This window comes from Salegentibacter agarivorans, assembly GCF_900113135.1.
Classification (GTDB): Bacteria; Bacteroidota; Bacteroidia; order Flavobacteriales; family Flavobacteriaceae; genus Salegentibacter; species Salegentibacter agarivorans.
In genome coordinates this window covers 84675-107613 of record NZ_FOOH01000014.1, presented here as the reverse complement: position 1 = coordinate 107613, position 22939 = coordinate 84675, and the positions used below count along the sequence as shown (strand labels likewise).

Here is a 22939-nt window from a genome sequence, read left to right as displayed (position 1 = left end):
AAAGCAATTTTACTCGATAATAGATATTTCCCTGCTAAATATCAGGAGCTGCGCGGTAGTTTATTTAGGGTGTTTTTCTAAAGTAGTAGGTTGTTGATTGGTAAGAATCTCCCAAATAGCTTTAAAATTAGCTAGTTGTTCGCGGCGTTTAATAGTTTCAGAAGAGGTATATGCAACGGGAGCGGCTTCAAAACCTTTATAGTCGGCATCCAGGTTTTTAGCAATATAAAGACTTCTGGGTAAGTGAAATTTTTGCGTGATTACTATGGCGTCTTCGATTTCAAAAACAGATTTTGCCCTGAACATACTATCGTAAGTATCAAAGCCAGAATGATCTAAGATAATATCTTCAGAAGAAACTCCTTTTTTCAATAAATAATTTTTAATGGCATTTACTTCATCATAATCATCGGTTCTATGATCGCCACTCACCAGAAAATTTTCAATCTTATTTAACTTATAAAGTTGGTAAGCAGTTTCTACCCGATCTTCAAGAATTGGAGATAATTTTCCATCAGCATGTACACTAGCGCCAAGAATTATTCCTGTTTTTGCTGAAGGAATCTGGGTGATTTCAGAATAGATTAGGCCAGAAGTTTCTTTTTGTACATAAGCTTCTAATCCAAATATTATAAGGATGCTTATAATAACAAACAGTGCAAAAGCGAGAATTAGTTTTCTAAACAGCTTCATAAGGCGGCGCCAATTATAAAACGAAGATAAAGAATTATAGTTTACTTATTTGTTTAATTTATTGAGGAAACTTTATGCATAAAAAGTGATTGATTACCTTTGAAAGTCTTAAAAGAATACTTGAAACATGAGCAATATAAAAGCTTTACAATGGCGTTATGCCACTAAAAAGTTCGATCCGCAAAAAATTCTCTCTATAGAGAAAATAAACATTCTTAAAGAAGCCTTTAATTTAACTGCTACCTCTTATGGCTTACAACCTTTAAAAATGGTTGTGGTGCGCAATAAAGAATTGCAGGAGCAATTAAAAACTGCTTCCTGGGAGCAACAACAGTTAAACACTGCGTCTCACGTTTTAGTGATTTGTATTGAAAAGAAAGTTGATAAGAATTTTATTGAAAAATACTTTAAAAGGGTAAAACACATACGCGAAACTCCAGATGATATTTTAGATCCTTTTAAAAAATCTTTGGTAAATAGTTTTGAGTCTAAAGCCGAAGAAGAAGTGCACGCCTGGGCACTAAATCAGGCTTACTTAACTTTGGGGACACTGTTAACCGTTTGTGCTACCGAAGAAATTGATGCTTGCCCAATGGAAGGTTTTGAACCCGATAAATATGATGAGCTCTTAAATTTAGGCGAACGCAATTTAAGATCGGTTCTGGTTTTACCGGTAGGTTACCGTGCAGAAGACGATATGTTTTCTGAATTTAAAAAGGTGCGAAGACCTTTAGATGATGTGATTATTGAAGTAAATTAATAATTTACGTACCGGGTAATTTCAAGTCCGTAGCCAATCATCCCAACACGTTTGGTTTGTTGAGAGTTAGAAAGCAACTTGATTTTATGAATTTCCAGATCGTGTAGAATCTGTGCACCAATTCCAAAATCTTTATTATCCATATTAATAGGCGGAGCTTTAACTTCGCCTTTTTTCTGGCGTTCTTTTAGCTCTGCAAGTCGTGGTAATAAATTTAAAGATTGTAGGGCAGGATTTATAAAAACAATTGCACCGCGGCCTTCCTCGTTTATTGCCCTAAACATATTATCCAATTTCTTGTCGGCATCATTGGTTAATGTTCCAAGAATATCGTTATTAATTAGCGTAGAGTTTACCCTAACCAGAATTTCTTCATCGTTTTTCCAGCTACCTTTGGTAAGTGCTAAATGAACCTGATTATTTGTAGTTTGGCGATAAGCCCGTAATCTAAATTTCCCAAAACGGGTATCGAGATCAAAATCTTCTTTCTTTTCAATTAAAGAATCGTGTTGCATTCTGTAAGCAACAAGGGCTTCAATAGAAACAATTTTAAGATCGAATTTCTGGGCAACTTCCATTAATTGAGGGAGCCTGGCCATAGAACCATCTTCATTCATTATTTCTACAATAACTCCTGCAGGTTCAAAACCGGCTAACCTGGCAAAATCTATAGCAGCTTCGGTATGTCCGGTTCTTCGTAATACGCCACCTTCTTTAGCTTTAAGCGGAAAAATATGCCCGGGACGGTTAAGGTCTATAGGTTTGGTTTCAGGATCTATTAAAGACTGAATGGTTTTAGCCCTGTCTGAAGCTGAAATTCCTGTGGTAACACCCTTACCGCGTAAATCTACCGAGATGGTAAAACCGGTTTCCATAGGATCGGTATTGTTGCTTACCATCATTTCCAGTTTCAGGTTTTTACAACGTTCTTCGGTAATTGGTGCACAAATGAGTCCGCGGCCGTGAGTAGCCATAAAATTGATCATTTCCGGAGTCACTTTTTCTGCGGCGGCAACAAAATCTCCTTCATTTTCCCTGTCTTCATCATCTACCACAATAACAACCTTGCCTTCACGAATATCGTCTATTGCTTCCTGAATGCTGTGAAGTTTAAGCGGAGTTTGGGTAGTGGTTTCCTGAGCCATGTTATGTGTTATTTTGGGCTGCAAAGATATTTAATCTATTTTTCTTTTCGGCTTAATAATACCAGCTTTTTTAAGAGCTTTACGTATAGGTTCGGTAATATTATCAAAAGCAAAAAGGCCCTGATCTGTAGTCGCCCTGTAGGTGAGATAAATTCCTAATGGTAACATAATTAAAGTAGAAAGCCAGGTGGCCAAAAACGGACTAACACTACCATCTTCGGCGCTGTTTTTAGCAAATATGCCAATAAAGTGGTAGGTAAGAAAAAGTAGAACAGCAACCACCATAGGTAATCCCATCCCGCCTTTTCTAATTATAGCGCCTAAAGGTGCACCCACAAAAAATAAGATAATACAGGCAGCGGCCAGCACGTATTTTTCGTGTAGGGCTATTTCAAATTTGTTGATTTGTTTAGTAGAATTTTTTAACTCAGATTTTTTAATATTTAAATGAGAAAGTGCGCCATTGATAGACCCAAGGGAAAGATTAACAATTTGAATAGCCTGGTAGGTATCGTACTCTTCCAGAATGGTATTTTCTATTTCTTTTATAGAATCTGAAGGATTAAGATTTACTTCAATTTTATCAAAATCTGTTCGCCGGTACATATTTTCGCTAAGATTTCTTTTCTTTTCGTTATGAGCGGTAGAAAATGAATCTATACTTTGCTTAAGTTCAGAAATATTAAGCATTCCCTGGGTGTTACTGTAACTCTCATCTTCCAGGTCTACATTATTAAAATCTGAAAGATCCAGGTTTATGGTATATTCTTCAAAATAACTCTTTGCAAAAGGTTTATTCCTTCTTTTAGAATAATCTGAAGGTTGAATTTCATCGTAATAATTACCGTCTTTTAAAATGAGAGAAAGTACCTCGGAATCTGTACTGCCCATTAATTCGCCTTCTTTGGCCTTCATTACGGTAAAGTTTCCGCTGCGGGCAGTTTTTTTATGGATAATAACATCGGTTAGATACTGGCCGTTATCGCCGCTTTTATCGTCTACTTTAATATTTATGGTCCCCAAATCGTTAAAAACCCCTTCGGTAATGGCCATTGCGGGTTTTAATTTGGCAATATTTTTCCTAAGGTTTATAGATTTATATTCTGCGGCGGGAATAACATTATTAGCAAAAAAGAATGCAGTAACACTTACTAAAAGAATGAATAAAGTTAAGCTACGCATAGCTCTTTGAAGTGAAATCCCCGAAGATTTCATTGCCGCAAACTCATAATTTTCGGCAAAATTACCAAAAGTCATTATGGAAGTAAGCAGAATAGTAAGCGGTAAAACCAGTGGCACCAGTTTGGGAGAGAAATAGAGAAGGAATTTAAGAATAATTTCAGTATCCAAATCTTTCCCGGCCAGTTCACCTATGTACAGCCAAATGGTTTGGAGTACAAAGATGAACATTAGGATAATAAAAACTGTAAAAAACGTTTTTAGGTAACTGGTGAGTATGTACCGGTCTAATATTTTCAATTTAATCTAATCTATTGATGTAAAAATCTTCGTAACGATCTTCTTCAAAGGTAAAAAGGTTTTGTGCCAGTTCCTGGTCAGTTTTAAAGCTTTTTACGGTAATAGTTATTTTGGTGTTATTATCCTGGGTTTGAATAAGATTATAAATATGCTTGGTTTGACTGTCTATTCCCAACAGGATATTCTTAACCTCGGCATCACTGTCTTTTGGAGTTAATTTTACATACTGAATTTTACGACCATTCAAATTTTGAGCGGCGTCCATTTCATAATTGTAACCTTCTTCATAAAAAGTGAACATTTTTGACGGAGTGATATTATTTTCTTCCTCTTCAACGTAGGTAGAAATATTTATCTCTTCGTCTTCAGGAATAATGGTATAAATTTTCTCTCCATCAAACATTTGGGTAGTTCCCATTAAATTTAGTACATATTTTTCTCCTGCAATACTTACATCCCCACGGGTTTCCTGGTTAACATTCGCTGCATTATTTTGTAGGGTGTATTTAAAATCTATCACCATATTGTCATAGCTTTTAACTTTAGAAGAAACTTCTTTTAAAAGGTTTTCAGCTTTTTGAGAATTCTGGGCGCTTAAGCTCAGGGTGAAAACAGCGAGCGTAATTAAAATTAAATTTTTCATCTTAGTAATTAGGTGTATTATTCTTCGTTTAATAATTGATCTAAAGCTGCAAGATCTGTCACTAAAACCTGTCGGGCTTTACTTCCTTCAAAAGGTCCTACAATGCCGGCTGCTTCTAATTGATCTATAATCCTACCGGCGCGATTGTACCCTAATTTTAGTTTACGTTGCAGCAAAGAAGCAGAGCCTTGTTGAGCCGTAACGATCACCTCGGCAGCTTCTCTAAAGAGTTTATCTCTTTCGCTTACATCTATATCAACACCTGTGCCACTATCGTCAGCTTCGTAGGCTGGAAGTTGGTGCGCTTCGGGATAAGCCTTTTGCGAACCAATAAATTCGGTTATTTTATCCACTTCAGGGGTGTCTACAAAAGCACATTGTAGACGCTTAAGCTCATTACCCTGGGTAAATAGCATATCTCCACGCCCAATTAGTTGATCTGCGCCCTGGCCATCTAAAATCGTCCTGGAATCTATTTTTGAAGTTACCCTAAAAGCAATCCTTGCCGGGAAGTTTGCTTTTATAATCCCGGTAATTACGTTTACCGATGGTCTTTGAGTTGCAATTATTAAATGAATCCCAATGGCACGGGCCAACTGTGCTAAACGGGCAATTGGGGTTTCTACTTCTTTCCCGGCGGTCATTATTAAATCGGCAAATTCATCTACTACCAATACAATGTATGGAAGGAATTTATGGCCGTTTTCGGGATTTAATTTTCTGGCTTTAAATTTTACGTTGTATTCTTTAATATTACGAACCATCGCGTCTTTAAGCAATTCGTAACGATTATCCATTTCAATACATAAAGAATTCAGGGTATTTATAACCTTAGTATTATCGGTAATAATTGCATCTCCTGAATCTGGGAGTTTTGCCAGATAATGTCTTTCAATTTTATTGAAAAGTGTAAGTTCTACTTTTTTAGGATCTACCAGCACAAATTTTACTTCAGCAGGATGTTTGCTATAGAGTAGAGAAGTTAGAATGGCATTTAATCCAACCGATTTACCCTGACCTGTTGCCCCGGCCATAAGCATATGCGGCATTTTTGCGAGATCTACCACGAAAGTCTCGTTAGAAATAGTTTTGCCCAGGGCCATTGGTAATTCCATTTCAGCATTTTGGAATTTTGGCGAAGCAATTACCGAACGCATAGAAACAATGGTTGCGTTTTTATTAGGAACTTCAATACCAATAGTCCCTTTCCCGGGAATTGGCGCAATAATACGAATACCCAATGCTGAAAGGGAAAGCGCAATATCGTCTTCCAGGTTTTTAATTTTTGAGATTCTAATTCCGGCTTCCGGGACAATTTCGTATAAAGTTACGGTTGGGCCAACCGTAGCCTTAATTTGAGCGATCTCAATTTTGTAATTTTTAAGCGTATCTACAATACGGTTTTTATGCTCTTCCAGCTCTTCCTGGTCTACTGTAATACCACCACCATATTCCTGAAGCAACTCCAGGGTTGGGAATTTATAATTACTTAGTTCTAAAGTGGGGTCAAATTCCCCAAAATCTTTTACAATTTTATTGCTAATTTTATCTTCATCCAACTCTTCTTCCTGGGCTGTTTCTACTTCCATTTCTACCTCTTCAGGCTCAACCGGTTTAGGTTTTGGAGTAGGTGCAGTTTTTTCTTGTGTTGGAGGCGTGGTATCCAGTTTTATTTCTGCTGAAGATTTTTCAGCTGGTTTATCGGTTTTTGGGATTGATTTTTCTTTCCAGTCGGTTTCTTCTTCTGTTGCTGAAATTTCTTCATCATTAGACTTAAATTCTTTATTAAGGCTATCTTTTTTAGATTTCAGAAAGCTTCCTATTAATTCAGGCGTAAGGTTTAATCTTAAAGTTAGGTAAGCTATAAATAAGAACAACATCAATAATATTGTTCCGAAGAAACCTAGGTAATCCTGAAGGAAATCGTTCATTTCAAAGCCAATTCGGCCACCCAGCAGCGGATTTTCTGCAGCGAAAAAACCGAAGAAAATAGCCAGCCAAAGCATTATTAAAATACCCCAAAACCAGGATTCCCTTAGTTTTGTAGATTTTACACCAAGAAAAAGATGAAATCCGCTGTAGCTTACTAAAATTGAAAAGATAAAAGCGGCAACGCCAAATCCTTTGTACATAAAAAAGTCACTAACTGAAGCGCCAAATTTGCTTAACCAGTTTTTGGTTTCTACTTCACGATTTGAGAATTCGCCAAGCGTGCTTTGGTCTACCTGCCAATTGAATAAAAACGAAATAAATGCAACACTTAAAGCGAGGCCAAATAACATTAAGAAACTGCCTAAAACTACCTTTTGTTGCCGGTTAAGTTTAAAGGAAAATTTAGTCGACTTTTTCCCGGTGCTTGTTTTAGTCCTGGTTTTCTTTTTGGCCATAGATGTTTTGTAGGATTTTGAGCAAAAATACAAATTAGCCCCGTCTAAAATAAAGAAAATTGCTTTCAGTTTATGGGGTGCTGTTTTGTATGCTTAAACGTTCAAATCTAAGCAATTATTTTTTGAGAAATATAGCGGAAAATCATTCAGCATCTAAAAGCCTTGGATTCTGAAAGCTACTGAAGAATATTTTAAAAAATATAAGGAAAGTAAATAAACGCACCAATAATTACCGCAGTTACTGCAGCGATAAATACTGCGCCAGCGGCAATATCTTTGATATGACCAATTTTACTATGAAAATCTGGATGCACAAAGTCTGCCATTGCTTCAAGACCTGAATTTAGTCCTTCGGCAGTCATCACCAGGCCTATAGCTACAAACTGAAACATCCATTCGGTTTTACTAATATCAAAGAAATAACCGGCAATACACATAATTATTGCGAGCACAAATTGCACTTGTATGCTCTGCTCGTGTTTTAGTAGCAACCAGGCACCTTTAATGGCATAGCCGCCTCCTCTAATTCTTTTTCCGAGGAAACTATCCCGCATTATAACAGGGTTTTAAGAGCAGCCAGGTAATCTGGTTCTTCGCCAATTTCGGGAACTTGCTGGCTGTGGATTACATTGCCGTTTTCATCTAAAACAATTACTACTCGAGAAAGTAAAGCTTCAAAAGGGCCATCCATAATTTCAAGACCGTAATCTTTTCCAAAGTTTCTATCTCTAAAATCTGATAGGTTAATTATGTTTTCCAAACCTTCATCGTTCACAAAACGCTTTTGAGCGAATGGTAAATCGCGGGAAATACAAAGTACAACGGTATTATCAAGTTCTGTAGCTCTCTCGTTAAATTTTCTAACTGAAGTTGCACAAACCCCTGTGTCTATACTTGGAAAAATATTAAGAATTACACGCTTTCCTTTAAAATCGTTTAAGGTTGCGGTGCTAAGATCTGATTTAATGAGGGCGAAATGGGGTGCTCTCTCTCCTTTTTCTGGAAGGTTACCATAGGTGTTAATTTTTTCACCTTTTAATGTTATTTGCGACATGGATGTTTTCTATTAAATTGGATTGATAAATTTAGAACATCTGTTTTAGGGATTTACTAAAATTATCATAAAAACAAAGGGCTGCCTTAATATAAGACAGCCCTTTTTAAATTATAATCAAAACGCGATTTCTAACGGTCTATAGAGCCAACTACTTTTTGCATAAAGTTGTTACAGGCATCTTTTTCTGGAGTACCTCCATCTATAGAATGCTTTACTTCCACAGCTCCGCATAAGTTCGAGATCAATTCGCCTATCACATCCATTTCCTCGTCTTTTACCGAACGATGTTCAGAATAGCTTTCAAGGACTTCTATGGTATGTTCCAGTTTTTGAGCCTCGTTCTCACGTGCTAAATGTTTAATTACTGGTAACTTCATTTACTAGGTCTTTTAGAGGTTCAAATTTGTTAGTTTGTACCTGGTTTACGAAACTTCCGTTTTTAAAAGTGGCAAAAGTTGGTAGGTTATCTACATTTGCCAGTTTTCTGGATTCCGGATATTTCTCGGCATCTACCAATAAGAACGTTGCGTTCTCATTTTCTGAAGCTAATTTCTTGAATTTAGGCTTCATTAATCGGCAGTTACCGCACCATCCGGCCATATATTGTACCACAACGGTTTCGTTATCTGAAACTATTTCGTTTAAATTATCCTGTTCTAATTCTTTTATCATAACAATCTCTTTCCCTTTTTTTCTTAGTTTAAGCTTAGGTAAGAAGCAACTCCGTCTCTATCGGCGTTCATTGCGTCTTTACCTTCTTCCCAGTTTGCAGGACAAACCTCACCTTTTTCCTGTACGTGAGTGTAAGCATCTACAAGTCTTAAGAATTCTGCTACATTTCTACCAAGTGGCATATCGTTTACTCCTTCGTGGAAGATTTTACCTTCTTCATCAATAAGGTAAGTAGCACGGTATGTTACGTTGTCTCCTTCTAGAGTAACATCCCCGGTTTCTTCATCATAAGATTCTCCGGTAATATCAAGAATTCCAAGACGTGAACTTAGGTTTCTGTTAGAATCTGCAAGGATTGGATATTTAACGCCTTCAATTCCTCCATTATCTTTTGGAGTATTTAACCAGGCAAAATGTACTTCTGGAGTATCACAAGAAGCTCCAACTACCATTACATTTCTTTTTTCAAATTCTTCAGCAGCTTTCTGGAAAGCGTGTAATTCTGTAGGGCAAACAAAGGTGAAATCTTTAGGGTACCAGAATAACAATACTTTTTTCTTGTTTTTCTGTGCTTCTTCCAAAATATTTAGTTGAAAGGTATCACCCATTTCATCCATTGCGTTTACGCTTAAATTTGGAAATTTTTTTCCTACTAATGACATATTAATTCTGTTTTTTATTGGTTTAACTTACATTGTAATTCTTCTGCAAATTTAAGGAAAGTTTCCCCTTAAAAAAGTTATTGAAATTTTAAAATACTATACAATAATAGATTTTGCTTATTGCTATTGCGAAAATAAATAGAGAGGTTTTATTTAGGAATTGTTTTACCAGTAAAAACAGGGGTTTTAAGCAGTTTGAGTTTTAGGAGATTCGCTTAATTCTTTGATTTTTATGCTAAAAGCAGCAAAAAGCAGGGTCATAAACGGACTCAAATAATTGAAGAAAGCATAGCCCGCATAACTAAGGGTTGGTACACCCAAAACACCACTGTGATACGCCCCGCATGTATTCCACGGAATTAATACTGAAGTAACCGTTCCCGAGTCTTCTAAAGCTCTACTCAAATTTTCTGGAGCAAGACCTTTATCGCGGTAAGCTTTGGCAAACATTTTTCCCGGAACTACAATCGCTAAATATTGATCTGAAGCAGTAGCGTTTAAAGCCAGACAGCTAAATACCGTACTGGCGAATAAACCAAAGGTGGTATGGAATAAATTTAATAGAGCCTTGCTAATTCTGGCCAGTGCACCAATAGCTTCCATAATTCCGCCAAAAACCATAGCGCAAATAATTAGCCAAATCGTACCTAACATTCCCGCCATTCCGCCGGCAGAAAACAAATCGTTTAAGTTTTCATTATCGGTTTCAACTGCAGTTTCTACAGTAATTGCCTGCATAACGCCCCGGTAGCCACTAACAAAATCCAGGTTTGTGGTACCTGCGATTTGCGCTACAATTTCAGGTTGAAAAAATAAGGCAGCGGCAGCACCAAGTAGCGTGCCCAGTAATAAAGCGATTAAAGGGGAAGTCTTTTTTACTATTAATGCAATTACAATTATGGGTACTAAAAATAACCAGGGGGATATTCTAAAAGAATTTTCTATGGATGCAAGAATAGCAGAAGTATCTGTAGTTCCCGAAGTATCTAAATTCAATCCAATAATCACAAAAATAATTAGTGTTATGGTGACCGTGGGAACGGTGGTAAGGGTCATATATCTAATATGCGTAAACAAATCGGTTCCAGCCATTGCCGGTGCAAGGTTGGTAGTATCGCTTAAAGGTGACAATTTATCTCCAAAATAAGCCCCGGAAAGAATTGCTCCCGCTGTCATCCCTACCGAAATTCCTAAAGCTTCCGCAATTCCTATTAAGGCGATACCTACGGTGGCTGAAGTTGTCCAGCTACTTCCTGTCGCGACTGAGATCACAGCACAAATAATGACACACGCGGCGAGAAAGATCGTAGGATTTAAAATTTGTAATCCGTAGTAAATCATGGTGGGAATAATTCCTGAAATAAGCCAGGTCCCCGCCAAAGCACCCACCATTAATAGAATAAGAATTGCCCCGGCCGTACTTTGAATATTACCGGCAACCTCATCTATCATTTTATCGTATTCCACATTATTAAAATACCCAACAATAGCTGCAACAGCACCTCCAAGTAACAAGACAAACTGGTTGGAACCGCTTAATGAATCGTCCCCAAAAACAAATACATTAAAGGCCAGCATTGCGATAAGCGCAAAAACAGGAATTAATGCAGGCCAAATACCGAGTTCTTTATTGGTAGGAATTTGTTTGGTTTGAGACGGGTCTTGGTTTTCCATTAAAGCTTGAAGTATATGTAGAAAACCTTATCAAAAAAGGTTTTCGGTTGAATTTATTTTAATCAGATTTTTCTATTCGCCTGTAATTTTACGATTTTACAGGAAAATGAGCAAGTTTTCTATAAAACTATAAAATTGATTAAAATTTATATCCAACTCCAAGTTGAATTCCAAAGGTGGTAAGTTTTTGGTGGAAATTTTTTTCTTCAAAAGGAATTACCGCATACCTTCTAAAATTAGGATTCACATAAAAATTGAAATTATTAAACGCATATTGGGCGCCTAATCCAAAACCAACACCAATTCCCGCCTGTGGATCTACAGATTCACTTTCTGAGCCTTGAAAATCCATTACAGGGCCTCCATTTACAAAGAAATAATCCAGGAAATTATAATTAGCAAAAATAGGAATAGAAGTGGTTTGCAATTCCTCAGAGCGCGTAGTTTGTTCCGGCATTGGGGCTGATGTTATCAATACATCTCCCCGCCAGTAATTTAGTCCGGTTTCCAGGGAAAGGTTATCGGTTACAGAAAGTAAATATCTGAAGCCGAATTCATATGAGTTTTCAATGTCAGCGCTTCCGCCTCCGGTAATTTCTTCACTTCTTAATAAATCGCTGTTGGTAAACCCGAAATAAAGCCGAACTTCATTTTGAGTTTGTGCAAACGCACTGAGGCTAAAAAATAGGAGGAATAGGGAGAGTAGTAGTTTTTTCAAAGTTTTATTTTTTGTGAATATACAAAAAAGAGAAAGTCCGAAAATATTATCACCCTTTAACGATTTTATTTTCGGACTTTCTTCTTTATTAAACTATCTCCTCATCCATTATGCCCACTTCAGCCATACAGGATTTCATTATTTTATAAGTTCGTTCTATATCATTATCCAAACCAATAGAAAAACGAATAAGTCCGTTGCTTAGGCCCATTTCTTCCTGCTCTTCGATTGGGATTTCAGAAGATGTAGAGCTTCCGGGTGCGCTAAACAGGGTTTTGTAAAAACCTAAACTTACGGCAAGGTAACCCAGGTTTTTTTCCTGCATTAGTTCCATTAACGCGTTGGCTTTATCCAGGCTACCTACATCTACGGTTAATAAACCACCAAAACCGTAATCTTCATTCATCATCTTTCTAAAAGTTTCGTGGCCGGGATGCGTTTTTAATCCGGGGTAAACCGTTCTTAAGCCGTCTTCCTGGAATTTTTTAGCCAAAAACATGGCATTATGACTGTGTTGCTTTATCCTAATATGCAGTGTTCTTAGGTTCTTTAAAACCGAAGCCGCTCGCATGCTATCCATTGTTGGGCCAAGTAACATATTAGCACCATCGTTAACACTGCGAAGCGCGTTAATAAAATCCTGACTTCCGCAGATAACGCCACCAACCGTATCGCTGCTGCCATTAATGAATTTAGTTAGGCTATGGATTACCACATCGGCTCCCAATTCTTTCGGACTAATAGAAAGTGGTGAAAACGTATTATCTACCACAAAGGTGAGCTGATGCTTTTTTGCGATTTTTGCTAAAGCTTCAAGATCTGCAACTTCTAAAAGCGGATTACTTACCGATTCGCAGTAAAGCACTTTAGTATTTTTGGTGATGGCAGCTTCAATGCTTTTAAGATTTGTAATATCTGCAAAAGAGGTTTTGATATTAAATTTCGGAATAAAATTCTTCATAAACGCATAAGTTCCTCCGTAAACCGTTCGGCTGGAAACAATATGATCGCCGGCCTGGCACAGTTGAAGCAGGGTAGAAGTGATAGCGCCCATCCCACTGGCGGCTACATTTGCGGTTTCGGTACCTTCCATTGCGGCAAGGGCTTCACCCAAATATAAATTTGAAGGGGAAGAATGCCTGGAATAAAGGTAGCAACCCTCTGAGTTTCCTTCAAACGTATCGAACATGGTTTTTGCCGAAAGAAAAGTGTAAGTAGAAGAATCGGAAATTGAAGGATTTACTCCTCCAAATTCGCCAAAATACTGAAGGTCCTGGATATTATCTGCAGGTTTATATTTCATCTTTATCAAATTTATAGTTCTCTCAAAATTACAGACTAATAGAATTAAAATCAATAGGTGCGATTTAATTCAGTAAATAAAACTATATATGGGATATTTATTAGATTTATAATCAGTAAATACTTATTTTAGTAATTAAGCGTAGAAAAATTTTCTTTATGAAATTAGATCAAAAAGATCTCCAAATCTTAAAACATCTTCAGCAGGATAGTAAAATGACTAATAAAGAGATTTCTAACAAGTTGAAACTTTCGGTTACTGCGGTTTTTGAAAGAATTAAACGCCTGGAACGGGAAGGGGTGATTTCTAAATATGTGGCACTTGTTTCGCCAGATAAAGTGGAAAAGAATTTTATGGTTTTTTGCCAGATAAAACTTATTCAGCATTCCCGGTCTTATTTAACAAAATTTGAAAGTGAGGTCACAAAACTTACTGAGGTTTTGGAATGCTATCACGTAAGTGGCGAATATGATTATATCTTGAAAGTTATTGTAAAAGATATGGAAGCTTACCGTGAATTTATGGTTACCAAACTCACTAATTTAGATCACATTGGTAGTACTCAAAGTACTTTTATAATAAGTCCGGTGAAAAGCACTACAGCTATACCTTTATAGTATTTAAGTTAAAGTGTTATTAAAAATAACAATAAGATCACAAAATATTTAAAATAGTTTACAGGAAGTAAATTTTAATTGAATAGTCTTTATTTTTACTTTAAGAAGTACATTCTTGAAATCTATAAATTATTGAATATTAGTAAAATATAAGATTTTTTTAGCTTCTGTTTTCATTTAATAATTCTTCAGTTTTTCTCTCCAAATATCAGTGTTAGAAGCTCTTTCTAATTGGTTTTCAGTAAGAAAGCCATATGAAATAAGAAAATAATATTGTATATTAACAAGCATCGAAAAAAAGTGGGGCTTTTATTTATTCCTTCTCGCTTTTTGTATGTTTTAGATTAACCATTCAACTAAACAACCAAATATTTTATGACTGAAGAGCAAACTAAATCTCAGCAGCTCCTTGACAGGAGAAAAAACATTGTCGCCAACGGAGTTGGTGTTTTCAATACAGCCACAGTTAAAAAGGCAAAAGGTGCAATAATTACCGATGTAGACGGAAAAGAACATATAGATTTTGCCGGGGGGATTGGTGTGGTAAACGCAGGCCATTGTCCCGAACCTGTTGTGAAAGCTATACAGGAACAGGCTGAAAAGTACTTACATACCAGTTTTAACGTGGTGACCTATGAGCCTTATATTCAACTCTGTGAAGAACTGGCTGAAATTCTTCCGCATGGAGAGAAAACCAAAGCTATGCTTATTAGCACGGGCGCAGAAGCCGTAGAAAATGCCATTAAAATTGCCCGGCAGGCCACAAAAAGACCCGCGGTAATTTGTTTTACCGAGGCATACCACGGACGTACGCTTATGGGAATGAGTCTAACCAGTAAAGTGAACTACAAATTTTCTTCGGGGCCATTTGCTCCGGAAGTTTACCGAATTCCCTTTCCCAATTTTTACAAATATCACGGTACCCAAAGTATGGAGGAGTTTGTAGAGACAGAGTTAAAGAGACTTAAGGAAAGCGCCCATAGTATGGTAGATATAAATAGCGTTGCTGCTATTATTGTTGAGCCAATTCAGGGAGAAGGTGGGTTTAATCCAATTCCGCAGAAATACCTGGAAGGCTTGCGTTTCTTTTGTGATGAACATGGAGTTTTATTAATTTTTGATGAAATTCAAAGTGGTTTTTGCCGTACAGGCCATTGGGCCAGCTGGCAGCATTACGGCGTACAACCAGATATTAGCACTTATGCAAAATCTATGGGCTCCGGGCTTCCTATTGCCGCTGTTCTTGGAAGGGCTGAAATTATGGATGCTGCTGAACCGGGAACCATTGGTGGCACTTATATTGGGAGCCCCGTTTGTTGTGCAGCCGCCCTTGCCACTATTCAATTGATGAAAGATGAAAACCTAAACGAGCGAGCACTCTATATAGGTAAGCTCATTACTGAAAGAATGGAAAATTTCAGGAAAGAATGTCCTGAAATTGGCGATGTACGAGGTTTAGGTGCTATGATTGGAATAGAATTTATTCAGGATAACGACCCTGGAAAACCCCATACAGAACTTTGTGCTAAAATCGTAAAAGGATGCGCAGAAGAGGGTTTAATACTTATAAGTGCAGGTACCTTTAAAAATGTAATAAGAATATTATGCCCTCTCGTAATCACCGATGAACAATTAAATAGTGCTCTGGATATTCTTGAAAATCAAATAAAAAAGCATACCTAATTTTTTCAAACTGAATTTTCTAAAAAGAAGATACAGTGACACTGTTGTGCTCATTTTTTGAATTAAATTAATTAGTAGTTGTTTGATAATAAACTAAATACATAAAACCCGTGAAAATATTTTCTACGGGTAATAAGAAATAAAAATATATGAATCCATTTGCAATAGCAGGAATACAGATGAAAGTTTCGGCAGTCGCCTCAAATGTTGAGATGATGAAGTTGAAACTTGATATTACCATGAGCCTTTACCCCTGGGTAGATATGGTAGTTTTTAGTGAATTATGTGGCTACGGCCCTTTAACTCATAATGCACAGGAAATACCGGGAGATTTTGAAAAGGAGATGCAGGCCGCAGCTAAAAAGCACGGGGTTTGGTTATTACCGGGTTCAATATTCGAAAAAAGTGAAGGTAAAATTTATAATACCGCAACAGTAATAAACCCTCAGGGAGAAATTGTTACACGTTACCGAAAAATGTTTCCTTTTTACCCTTACGAAGTAGGAGTAACTCCCGGTTCTGGTTTCTGCGTTTTTGACGTCCCGGGAGTGGCAAAATTTGGGATATCTATTTGTTACGATATGTGGTTTCCTGAAACTGTGCGTACCCTCGCAGTAATGGGAGCCGAAGTAATTTTACACCCCACCATGACCGGTACTATAGACAGGGATATAGAATTATCAATTGTAAGGGCTATGGCCGCGGTGAATCAGTGTTATTTTTTTGACGTAAACGGGCTGGAGTCTGGTGGTAATGGAAGATCATTGGTTTGTGGACCAGATGGACGTGTTATTTATCAGGCCGAAGGCAATGAGGAAATTTTTCCGTTAGAGCTTAATATTAACAGGGTAAGAAGAAGTCGGGAACTCGGAGTTTTACGTTTGGGACAACCATTAAAAAGCTTTAGAGATCATATAGGTGATTTCAATATTTATCAAAAAGGAACTCAATTGCCTTATCTCAATTCGCTGGGGCCACTTATTAAACCTACGAGATTAGATAATCTTGCCAAGTTAAAAATGAAAGAACACGAATATGAACCACCTGAAAATCCTACAGGATATAAAGGTTTTGGAGCATAATTAAAAAACAGGAACTATGGGAGGAACATCACAAAAGAAGAAAAAGGAAAAACAGGAAGAAACGCTTAAAGATTTTATTAGTTGGTTTGAAATTCCTGCAATTAATTTCCAGCAAGCGGTAGATTTTTATAACCGTATTTTTAATATGGATATGGAAACTCAATTTGACGGAAATTATGCGATGGCATTTTTCCCGGCAGAAAAGGGAATTGGAGGGGCCATTGTTACAGGTCCAAATTCTATTCCGGGAATAATAGGGCCCTTGCTTTATCTCAATGCCGGCAAAGATCTAAACCGTATTTTAAATAGAGTTGAAGGAGCCGGAGGAAGAATTGTGATGACCAAAACCCTGATTAATCCTGAATCGGGTTATTTCGCCATTTTTATAGATTCTGAAGGGAATAAACTCGCTTTACATTCAAAAGAATAATTATGCCAGAGAAAAAATTAGATAGTGCACATTATTATAATATCGCTCAATGTAGAGTAGAATCCTGGAACACCTTAAAAAGTGAGTCGACTAAACTTCATTCTTCCCCTCGAGGATCAGAAGATGAAAAAAAACATAAGAAAAATCTTCGGCAACTACTCAAGGAATTGGAGGGTGTAGAATGCTTTTTCGCATTTCCGGGTTTATCCTGTATAGATACTCTGCGCGAAATGTTAGATAGACAGGAACATACCGCGGCTTCCCATAAAATTGCTGAAATCACAAAGAACCTGGTAAGTGACCGGTATAGAAGTAATCCAGATTTTTTGGAAGATGAAGATCCAGGAGCAGACCTTACAGATAAAGGAGAATATACCGAAGTTGCTAGGAAAAATTATTTTGAAGTCATGTTTGTTGAAGATATTTCTCAAGCAGAAGAAAATAAACTGAGGCATGATCTTAAAGAAATGCGACTTTCTAACGAGCAGTTTGCATATGGGATTGTAGTACAGCGTTCTTTTGAAGATGCTTTAATTGCGCTTCAGTTTAATTTTAATATTCAGGCGGTTGTAATTCGTTATGCGCCTCCCTACCATTCTAAAAAGATTACTCCGGTAATTAAACCTTTTATACAGAATATTTTAAAATTGAAATATGGTTCTAAACCGCCTACAGAGTTAGGTCCGATTTTAGGAACTATGGTAAAAAAATTCAGGCCAGAACTGGATACCTATTATGTTACTGATACGGCTTTAGGTAATTTAAAAGATAGCACTTTAAAAACCTTCAGAAGGATTTTTTATAGAACTGAAGATTTACAGGAATTACACCTTACCGTAATTAGAGGAATAAGCGAGCGCTATGAAACACCGTTTTTTTCAGCTTTAAAAGATTACAGTAAAAAGCCAACCGGAATTTTTCACGCAATGCCTATTTCGCGGGGAAATTCGGTTTTTAAGTCAAGATGGATCAACGATTTTGGAAATTTTTACGGTCGAAATATGTTCCTGGCAGAAACTTCTTCTACCACGGGAGGTTTAGATTCTTTATTGCAACCAACCGGTTCGCTTAAAAAAGCGCAGCAAAAGGCCAGCGATGCCTATGGTTCCAGAAATACATATTTTGTAACCAATGGTACTTCTACCGCCAATAAAATAGTAGTGCAGGCCCTGGTTAAACCTGGAGATGTGATTTTAATAGACCGGGATTGCCATAAATCGCATCATTATGGATTAGTGTTAGCAGGAGCTTATCCTGTTTATCTGGATTCTTATCCTATTGAAGAATATTCTATGTATGGTGCAGTACCGCTAAAACAGATAAAAGAAAAATTACTTCAGTTAAAAAAAGCAGGAAGGTTAAGTTTGGTGAAAATGCTGTTGTTAACCAATTGCACTTTTGACGGACTCGTTTACAATGTTGAAAAAGTTATGCAGGAAGTTCTGGCCATTAAACCAGATATGATCTTTCTATGGGATGAAGCCTGGTTTGCATTTGCTGGTTTTACCTATAATTATAAGCAAAGAACCGGAATGTTTGTTGCGCAAAAATTATTTAATAAATACCAAAGCGATAGTTACAGGGAAGAATACAATGCGCATATTAAAAATCTTAAAAAGAATGAAATTCCAAGCCTCCCAAATCCAGATGAAGTGCGAGTCAGGGTTTATTCTACGCAGAGTACACATAAGACGCTTAGTAGCTTCAGGCAGGGTTCTATGATTCATATTTGGGACGAAGATTTCCGTAAAAAAAGCGAGAATACTTTTATGGAAGCCTACATGACACACACTTCAACTTCTCCTAATTATCAGATGCTCGCTTCATTAGATGTTGGAAGAAGACAGGTGCAATTTGAAGGTTATGAGCTGGTAGAAAAAAGCATAGAGCTGGCTATGGTGTTAAGGGCCAAGGTGAATGATCATCCTAAATTGAAGAAATATTTTGATGTTTTAACAATAGGCAATTTTATTCCGAAACAACACCGTAAATCGGGCATAAAGGAATATTATAATTCAAAGGAAGGTTGGAATAGGATGGAAACCGCCTGGGAACAGGATGAGTTTGTTTTAGATCCAACCAAAATTACCCTACACATTGGTAGAACCGGTGTAGACGGAGATACTTTTAAGAATAGATACTTGATGGATAAATTCAATATTCAGATTAATAAAACTTCCAGAAATACGGTTTTGTTTATGACGAATATTGGAACTACACGAGGGAGTGTAACTTATTTAACTAATGCACTTTTGAAAATAGCCGATGAGCTGGACCAGGAATTCAAAACCCTTAGCCAGAAAGAGGGGAATAATCGCAGGGATAGAATTAAATCTTTAACTGAAGATTTCCCACCCTTACCAGATTTTAGTTATTTCCATCATTCATTTCAGGCCGTTCCTGGAGTTCCGGGCGGTAATATTAGAGAGGCATTTTTTCTCGCTTACAACGAAGAGAATTATGAATATATGCCGCTTACCGATTGCTTACCGGCAATGGAAGAAAACCGGATCCTGGTAGCTTCCTCTTTTATAATTCCTTATCCGCCGGGATTTCCGGTACTTGTTCCCGGTCAGGTAGTAAGTAAGGAAATAATAAGATTTCTTACTGCACTAGATGTTTCTGAAATTCACGGCTACCGGGCAGATCTCGGCCTAAGAATTTTTAAGGATAATGTGCTAAATCGTCAAAAAACAGTGAGTTCTATGGGCTCTATGGGGAACAATTCGAAGAAAAAGATCACTAACTTAAAAAATTAAAATTATGGAATCTAAGAAACCAAAATCTTCCAATAAAAAGGAAGGAACAAATACAAAAAAAACAACGCCTGAAAAAGAACCGGTTTCCCCGGAACGTAGCGCGAAAAAAGACCGAAAATTAAAGGTTACCGAAGAAAAACCATTAAAAGGAAAAAAATCTGTGCCTTTAGATTCTACGGCGCAGCAAGGTAAAGCACCAGGTTCTTCTTCTGCAAAAAAGAAAAAAACTGCTAAAACTTCGAGTGCTAAAAAGCCTAAAACTACTACCACCACAAAAAAAGAAGTAGGAGGCACTAAGGCTACTGGTAAAAAATTAGCTACCAATGCTCCAAGACAGTATAAAAGTAAGAATGCGCTGGAGGGAGTTTCAGATATTCGAAGATCTTTTCACAAAAACGAAGAACCTTTATATTTTATAAGCGCCACAAATTTTAATCTTTTAGGTGCCGATGAGTGGATTAAAGGATTCAAATTTATATGCCATATCGAATGTTTTGATGGTCTTCATCCTAATGTTTTTTCTCCTAAAACCGAAATTCCTCACGATGATTTTGAAGGAATAGAGGACATAAATAACTATTTATTACAACATCCCGAAGTTCAGGATTATCTAAAAACACGATCTGTAGATGGAAGGGCAGGGAAAGCGATGTTCCTTATGTTTAATGAAAAAACCGAGGAACTTGCAGAAAAACTCGGTTTGGAAATTATGTTTCCAAAAGCCGAAATGCGAACTTTCCTAGATAATAAAGTAAATACCAACCGTATTGCAGAAAAAGCCGGAGTGGCTTGTGTGCCTTATGTGTTGACAAAAGTAGATAATTATGAACATTTAAGAGAGGTTTCTAAGCACCTTGGAAACGAGTTGGTTATCCAGACCCCTTTTGGAGATTCCGGCCATACTACTTTCTTTATTTCTAATGAGGAAGAATACCAAAAACACGCTGAAGAAATTGAAAAAGAAGAAGAAGTAAAGGTAATGAAGCGTATTCGTTGCCGTGGTTCTGCTATAGAAGCTTGTGTAACCAGGCATGGAACAATCGTAGCTCCGCTTATGACAGAACTAGTAGGCTTTAAAGACCTTACTCCATATGAAGGTGGTTGGTGTGGTAACGAGATTTATCCAAATGCTTTTACGCCCGAGTTAAGAGATAAAGCGATAGAATATACCCAGTTATTCGGAAATCAATTAAGGGAAGAAGGTTATAAAGGCTATTTTGAACTAGATTTCTTAATAGATCAGGATAATGGAGAGATCTATTTAGGAGAACTAAATCCACGGGTAACAGGAGCAAGTTCTATAACCAATCACGCGGTATTTGCCCTGGCAGATGCACCATTATTCGTTTTTCATATTCTGGAATGGATGGATATTGATTATGATCTTGATATAGAAGCTATAAACAACCGTTGGGCCCGCCAGGAAAATATAGATAGCTGGAGCCAGCTTATTATAAAGCATACCGAAGATACCATAGAATATGTGACAAATGCACCAAACTCTGGTATTTACAGAATGTATGATACCGGCCATATTCAGTTTGACAGGATGGATACTCACCGTAGGGCAGTGGAAAATGAAAATGAAGCGTTTTTCTTACGAATAACCCGAAAAGGAGATTATTTATATGAAGGTGCAGATATGGGAATTCTGGTAAGCCGCGGGCGTATGATGACCGATGATTTTAGGCTCAATAACAGGGCTAAACACTGGATTAAAGCTATTAGAGCACAATACACTTCTGAAATGGTAGAAGACAAGAAAAAGCGAAAATTATCAGGAACTTTAACTAAATAATAGGTGAGATTTTGTGAGAGTAAAAGGAAATAAAACTACTTTGCCACAGTAATAAATCAATATTATTTAAAAACCATTCTAAATGCAGTTACATTTTAATGCTATTTCAGAACCCGGAAAACCGGGTTCCAAATGGCAAAAATTATATAATACTCACTGGTCCGCTTATAAAAGTTGGCTTAAATCAAAAGGAACAACAAATTATCCAGATCTTAAAACCTCACAGGAAGCACTTAAAAAGTATATGCCAGAGATGTGGCCTACTTATCAGCGCTTATGCAAATTAGCGAAAGACGATAAGGTAGCCTCAAGATTTTTAACAGGCTTTCAGCCTCCTGCTTATATAAGTGGCTGCTCACAGGCGGTTACAACGGGAAGTGATATTCAGTTGGTTAGAAATTACGATTTTCATCCAGATCTTATGGAGGGAACTCAATTGCTAACCTCCTGGAATGGCAAAAAAGTAATTGCTACCAGCGATTTTCTTATTGGGGTTGTAGACGGAATGAATGAAGACGGCCTGGCCATTTCGCTCACTTTTGGAGGTAGAAAAGAGGTAGGAGTAGGTTTCGGTATTCCGTTTATTTTGCGTTATGTTCTAGAATTTTGCAGTGATGTTGATGAAGCTGTTGCAGCTTTAATCAGGATTCCTTCACATATGTCATATAACGTAACCGTAGTGGACAAAACCGGAAAATTTAAAACCGTACAACTGGCACCAGATAAGACACCACGGGTTACTGATGCGGCTTTTACCACAAACCACCAGGGAACAATAGACTGGCCGGAAAATGCGGCCTTTAATAAAACCCGGGAGCGGTCATCTTTTCTGAATAAATTGTTGTCAGAGAAAGGCGTGAATTCGACGAAGGTGGCTGATGCTTTTCTAAAAACTCCACTTTATAACACAAAGTTTAAGGAAGGTTTTGGAACTTTATTTACCTCGGTTTATAGGCCTTTAGAGGGGAAAGTAGAACTTCGCTGGCCTGAAATGTCGGTTCAACAAAGTTTTGAAAACTTTAAGGAAGTTTATAAGCTGATAAATTACGAACCGGCTCAGGTTGCAACTGAATGGTGGAACCAGGATGCGGTAGATGTAGCCCAAACGGTAGAAGATCCATTTGAGGAGCAATTCGCCGAAAATGTAGATTGGCAGGAAACTGTTACCGAAATTATGGTTAATGCTATGGCTAAGGCTCACCCATCAACAAATGAGCGAGATCTTGAAAAATTAAGAGAAAAAATAATTAATAATGGAGAAGTATCCTGGCAGGCAGTAGCCGGTTTCTGGAGTAAAATGGGAACAGGTTACGCCCAATCCTGGAGGAGTTAGGTATTTCTGTTCAATAATTTTCCTAAGGACCTGGTGCTATAAAT

21 protein-coding genes are annotated in these 22939 nt (G+C 37.2%); 8 read left to right on the top strand and 13 right to left on the bottom strand.

The window, feature by feature from the left end:
- Positions 1 to 60 precede the first annotated feature (60 nt).
- The gene (locus BM084_RS11735) at positions 61 to 693 is read right to left on the bottom strand and encodes a SanA/YdcF family protein (protein ID WP_093304931.1); all 633 of its coding nucleotides are present in this window, start codon (positions 691 to 693) and stop codon (positions 61 to 63) included.
- A 127-nt stretch (positions 694 to 820) separates the two neighbouring features.
- On the opposite strand from BM084_RS11735, the gene BM084_RS11730 reads away from it, so the two are divergent.
- Positions 821 to 1453 (top strand): NAD(P)H-dependent oxidoreductase, encoded by a 633-nt coding sequence (locus tag BM084_RS11730; protein WP_075327305.1) that lies wholly within the window; start codon positions 821 to 823, stop codon positions 1451 to 1453.
- On the opposite strand, the gene ribB is transcribed toward BM084_RS11730, so the two are convergent.
- The 12 genes from ribB to BM084_RS11670 form a co-directional block, all read right to left on the bottom strand.
- Entirely contained in the window at positions 1450 to 2598 is a 1149-nt protein-coding gene (gene ribB / locus BM084_RS11725; protein WP_093304929.1) for a 3,4-dihydroxy-2-butanone-4-phosphate synthase, read from the bottom strand. The genes BM084_RS11730 and ribB overlap by 4 nt on opposite strands.
- A gap of 30 nt (positions 2599 to 2628) precedes the next feature.
- Positions 2629 to 4008: an LptF/LptG family permease gene (locus BM084_RS11720; protein ID WP_232228843.1), complete on the bottom strand. Its 1380-nt coding sequence runs from the start codon at positions 4006 to 4008 to the stop codon at positions 2629 to 2631.
- Positions 4009 to 4078: 70 nt separating this feature from the next.
- Entirely contained in the window at positions 4079 to 4720 is a 642-nt protein-coding gene (locus BM084_RS11715) for an outer membrane lipoprotein periplasmic chaperone LolA1 (protein WP_075327302.1), read from the bottom strand.
- A 17-nt stretch (positions 4721 to 4737) separates the two neighbouring features.
- On the bottom strand, positions 4738 to 7107 hold the full coding sequence (locus tag BM084_RS11710; RefSeq protein WP_075327301.1) for a DNA translocase FtsK: 2370 nt from the start codon (positions 7105 to 7107) through the stop codon (positions 4738 to 4740).
- 191 nt (positions 7108 to 7298) lie between these two features.
- Positions 7299 to 7661 (bottom strand): diacylglycerol kinase, encoded by a 363-nt coding sequence (locus tag BM084_RS11705; protein ID WP_093304927.1) that lies wholly within the window; start codon positions 7659 to 7661, stop codon positions 7299 to 7301.
- Complete coding sequence (gene tpx, locus BM084_RS11700; protein WP_093304924.1) at positions 7661 to 8161, bottom strand: thiol peroxidase; 501 nt, start codon at positions 8159 to 8161, stop codon at positions 7661 to 7663. The genes BM084_RS11705 and tpx overlap by 1 nt, the downstream gene beginning before the upstream one ends.
- A gap of 131 nt (positions 8162 to 8292) precedes the next feature.
- Positions 8293 to 8541 carry a DUF6952 family protein gene (locus BM084_RS11695; RefSeq protein WP_075327298.1) on the bottom strand — a complete coding sequence of 83 codons (249 nt, stop codon included), beginning with the start codon at positions 8539 to 8541 and terminating at the stop codon, positions 8293 to 8295.
- Complete coding sequence (locus BM084_RS11690; RefSeq protein ID WP_075327297.1) at positions 8522 to 8836, bottom strand: thioredoxin family protein; 315 nt, start codon at positions 8834 to 8836, stop codon at positions 8522 to 8524. The genes BM084_RS11695 and BM084_RS11690 overlap by 20 nt, the downstream gene beginning before the upstream one ends.
- A gap of 23 nt (positions 8837 to 8859) precedes the next feature.
- Positions 8860 to 9498 carry a peroxiredoxin gene (locus BM084_RS11685; protein ID WP_057480715.1) on the bottom strand — a complete coding sequence of 213 codons (639 nt, stop codon included), beginning with the start codon at positions 9496 to 9498 and terminating at the stop codon, positions 8860 to 8862.
- A 186-nt stretch (positions 9499 to 9684) separates the two neighbouring features.
- On the bottom strand, positions 9685 to 11172 hold the full coding sequence (gene nhaC / locus BM084_RS11680) for a Na+/H+ antiporter NhaC (RefSeq protein ID WP_093304922.1): 1488 nt from the start codon (positions 11170 to 11172) through the stop codon (positions 9685 to 9687).
- A gap of 139 nt (positions 11173 to 11311) precedes the next feature.
- Positions 11312 to 11890, bottom strand: a complete 579-nt coding sequence (locus BM084_RS11675; protein ID WP_177195694.1) for an outer membrane beta-barrel protein — start codon at positions 11888 to 11890, stop codon at positions 11312 to 11314.
- A gap of 88 nt (positions 11891 to 11978) precedes the next feature.
- Positions 11979 to 13193, bottom strand: coding sequence for an aminotransferase class I/II-fold pyridoxal phosphate-dependent enzyme (locus tag BM084_RS11670; RefSeq protein ID WP_093304917.1), 1215 nt, complete (start codon positions 13191 to 13193; stop codon positions 11979 to 11981).
- A gap of 158 nt (positions 13194 to 13351) precedes the next feature.
- On the opposite strand from BM084_RS11670, the gene BM084_RS11665 reads away from it, so the two are divergent.
- The 7 genes from BM084_RS11665 to BM084_RS11635 all read left to right on the top strand — a co-directional run bounded on the left by BM084_RS11665 (position 13352) and on the right by BM084_RS11635 (position 22895).
- Positions 13352 to 13810 (top strand): Lrp/AsnC family transcriptional regulator, encoded by a 459-nt coding sequence (locus BM084_RS11665; protein ID WP_093304914.1) that lies wholly within the window; start codon positions 13352 to 13354, stop codon positions 13808 to 13810.
- Between the two features lie 375 nt (positions 13811 to 14185).
- Positions 14186 to 15493: an aspartate aminotransferase family protein gene (locus BM084_RS11660; protein WP_093304911.1), complete on the top strand. Its 1308-nt coding sequence runs from the start codon at positions 14186 to 14188 to the stop codon at positions 15491 to 15493.
- Between the two features lie 149 nt (positions 15494 to 15642).
- Positions 15643 to 16575: a carbon-nitrogen hydrolase family protein gene (locus BM084_RS11655; protein WP_093304909.1), complete on the top strand. Its 933-nt coding sequence runs from the start codon at positions 15643 to 15645 to the stop codon at positions 16573 to 16575.
- A gap of 16 nt (positions 16576 to 16591) precedes the next feature.
- Entirely contained in the window at positions 16592 to 17005 is a 414-nt protein-coding gene (locus BM084_RS11650) for a VOC family protein (protein WP_093304906.1), read from the top strand.
- A 2-nt stretch (positions 17006 to 17007) separates the two neighbouring features.
- Positions 17008 to 19764: an aminotransferase class I/II-fold pyridoxal phosphate-dependent enzyme gene (locus BM084_RS11645; protein ID WP_093304904.1), complete on the top strand. Its 2757-nt coding sequence runs from the start codon at positions 17008 to 17010 to the stop codon at positions 19762 to 19764.
- A 4-nt stretch (positions 19765 to 19768) separates the two neighbouring features.
- Positions 19769 to 21562 (top strand): biotin carboxylase, encoded by a 1794-nt coding sequence (locus tag BM084_RS11640; RefSeq protein WP_093304902.1) that lies wholly within the window; start codon positions 19769 to 19771, stop codon positions 21560 to 21562.
- Between the two features lie 82 nt (positions 21563 to 21644).
- Positions 21645 to 22895 carry a C45 family autoproteolytic acyltransferase/hydrolase gene (locus BM084_RS11635; protein ID WP_093304900.1) on the top strand — a complete coding sequence of 417 codons (1251 nt, stop codon included), beginning with the start codon at positions 21645 to 21647 and terminating at the stop codon, positions 22893 to 22895.
- The last annotated feature ends 44 nt before the right edge of the window (positions 22896 to 22939 follow it).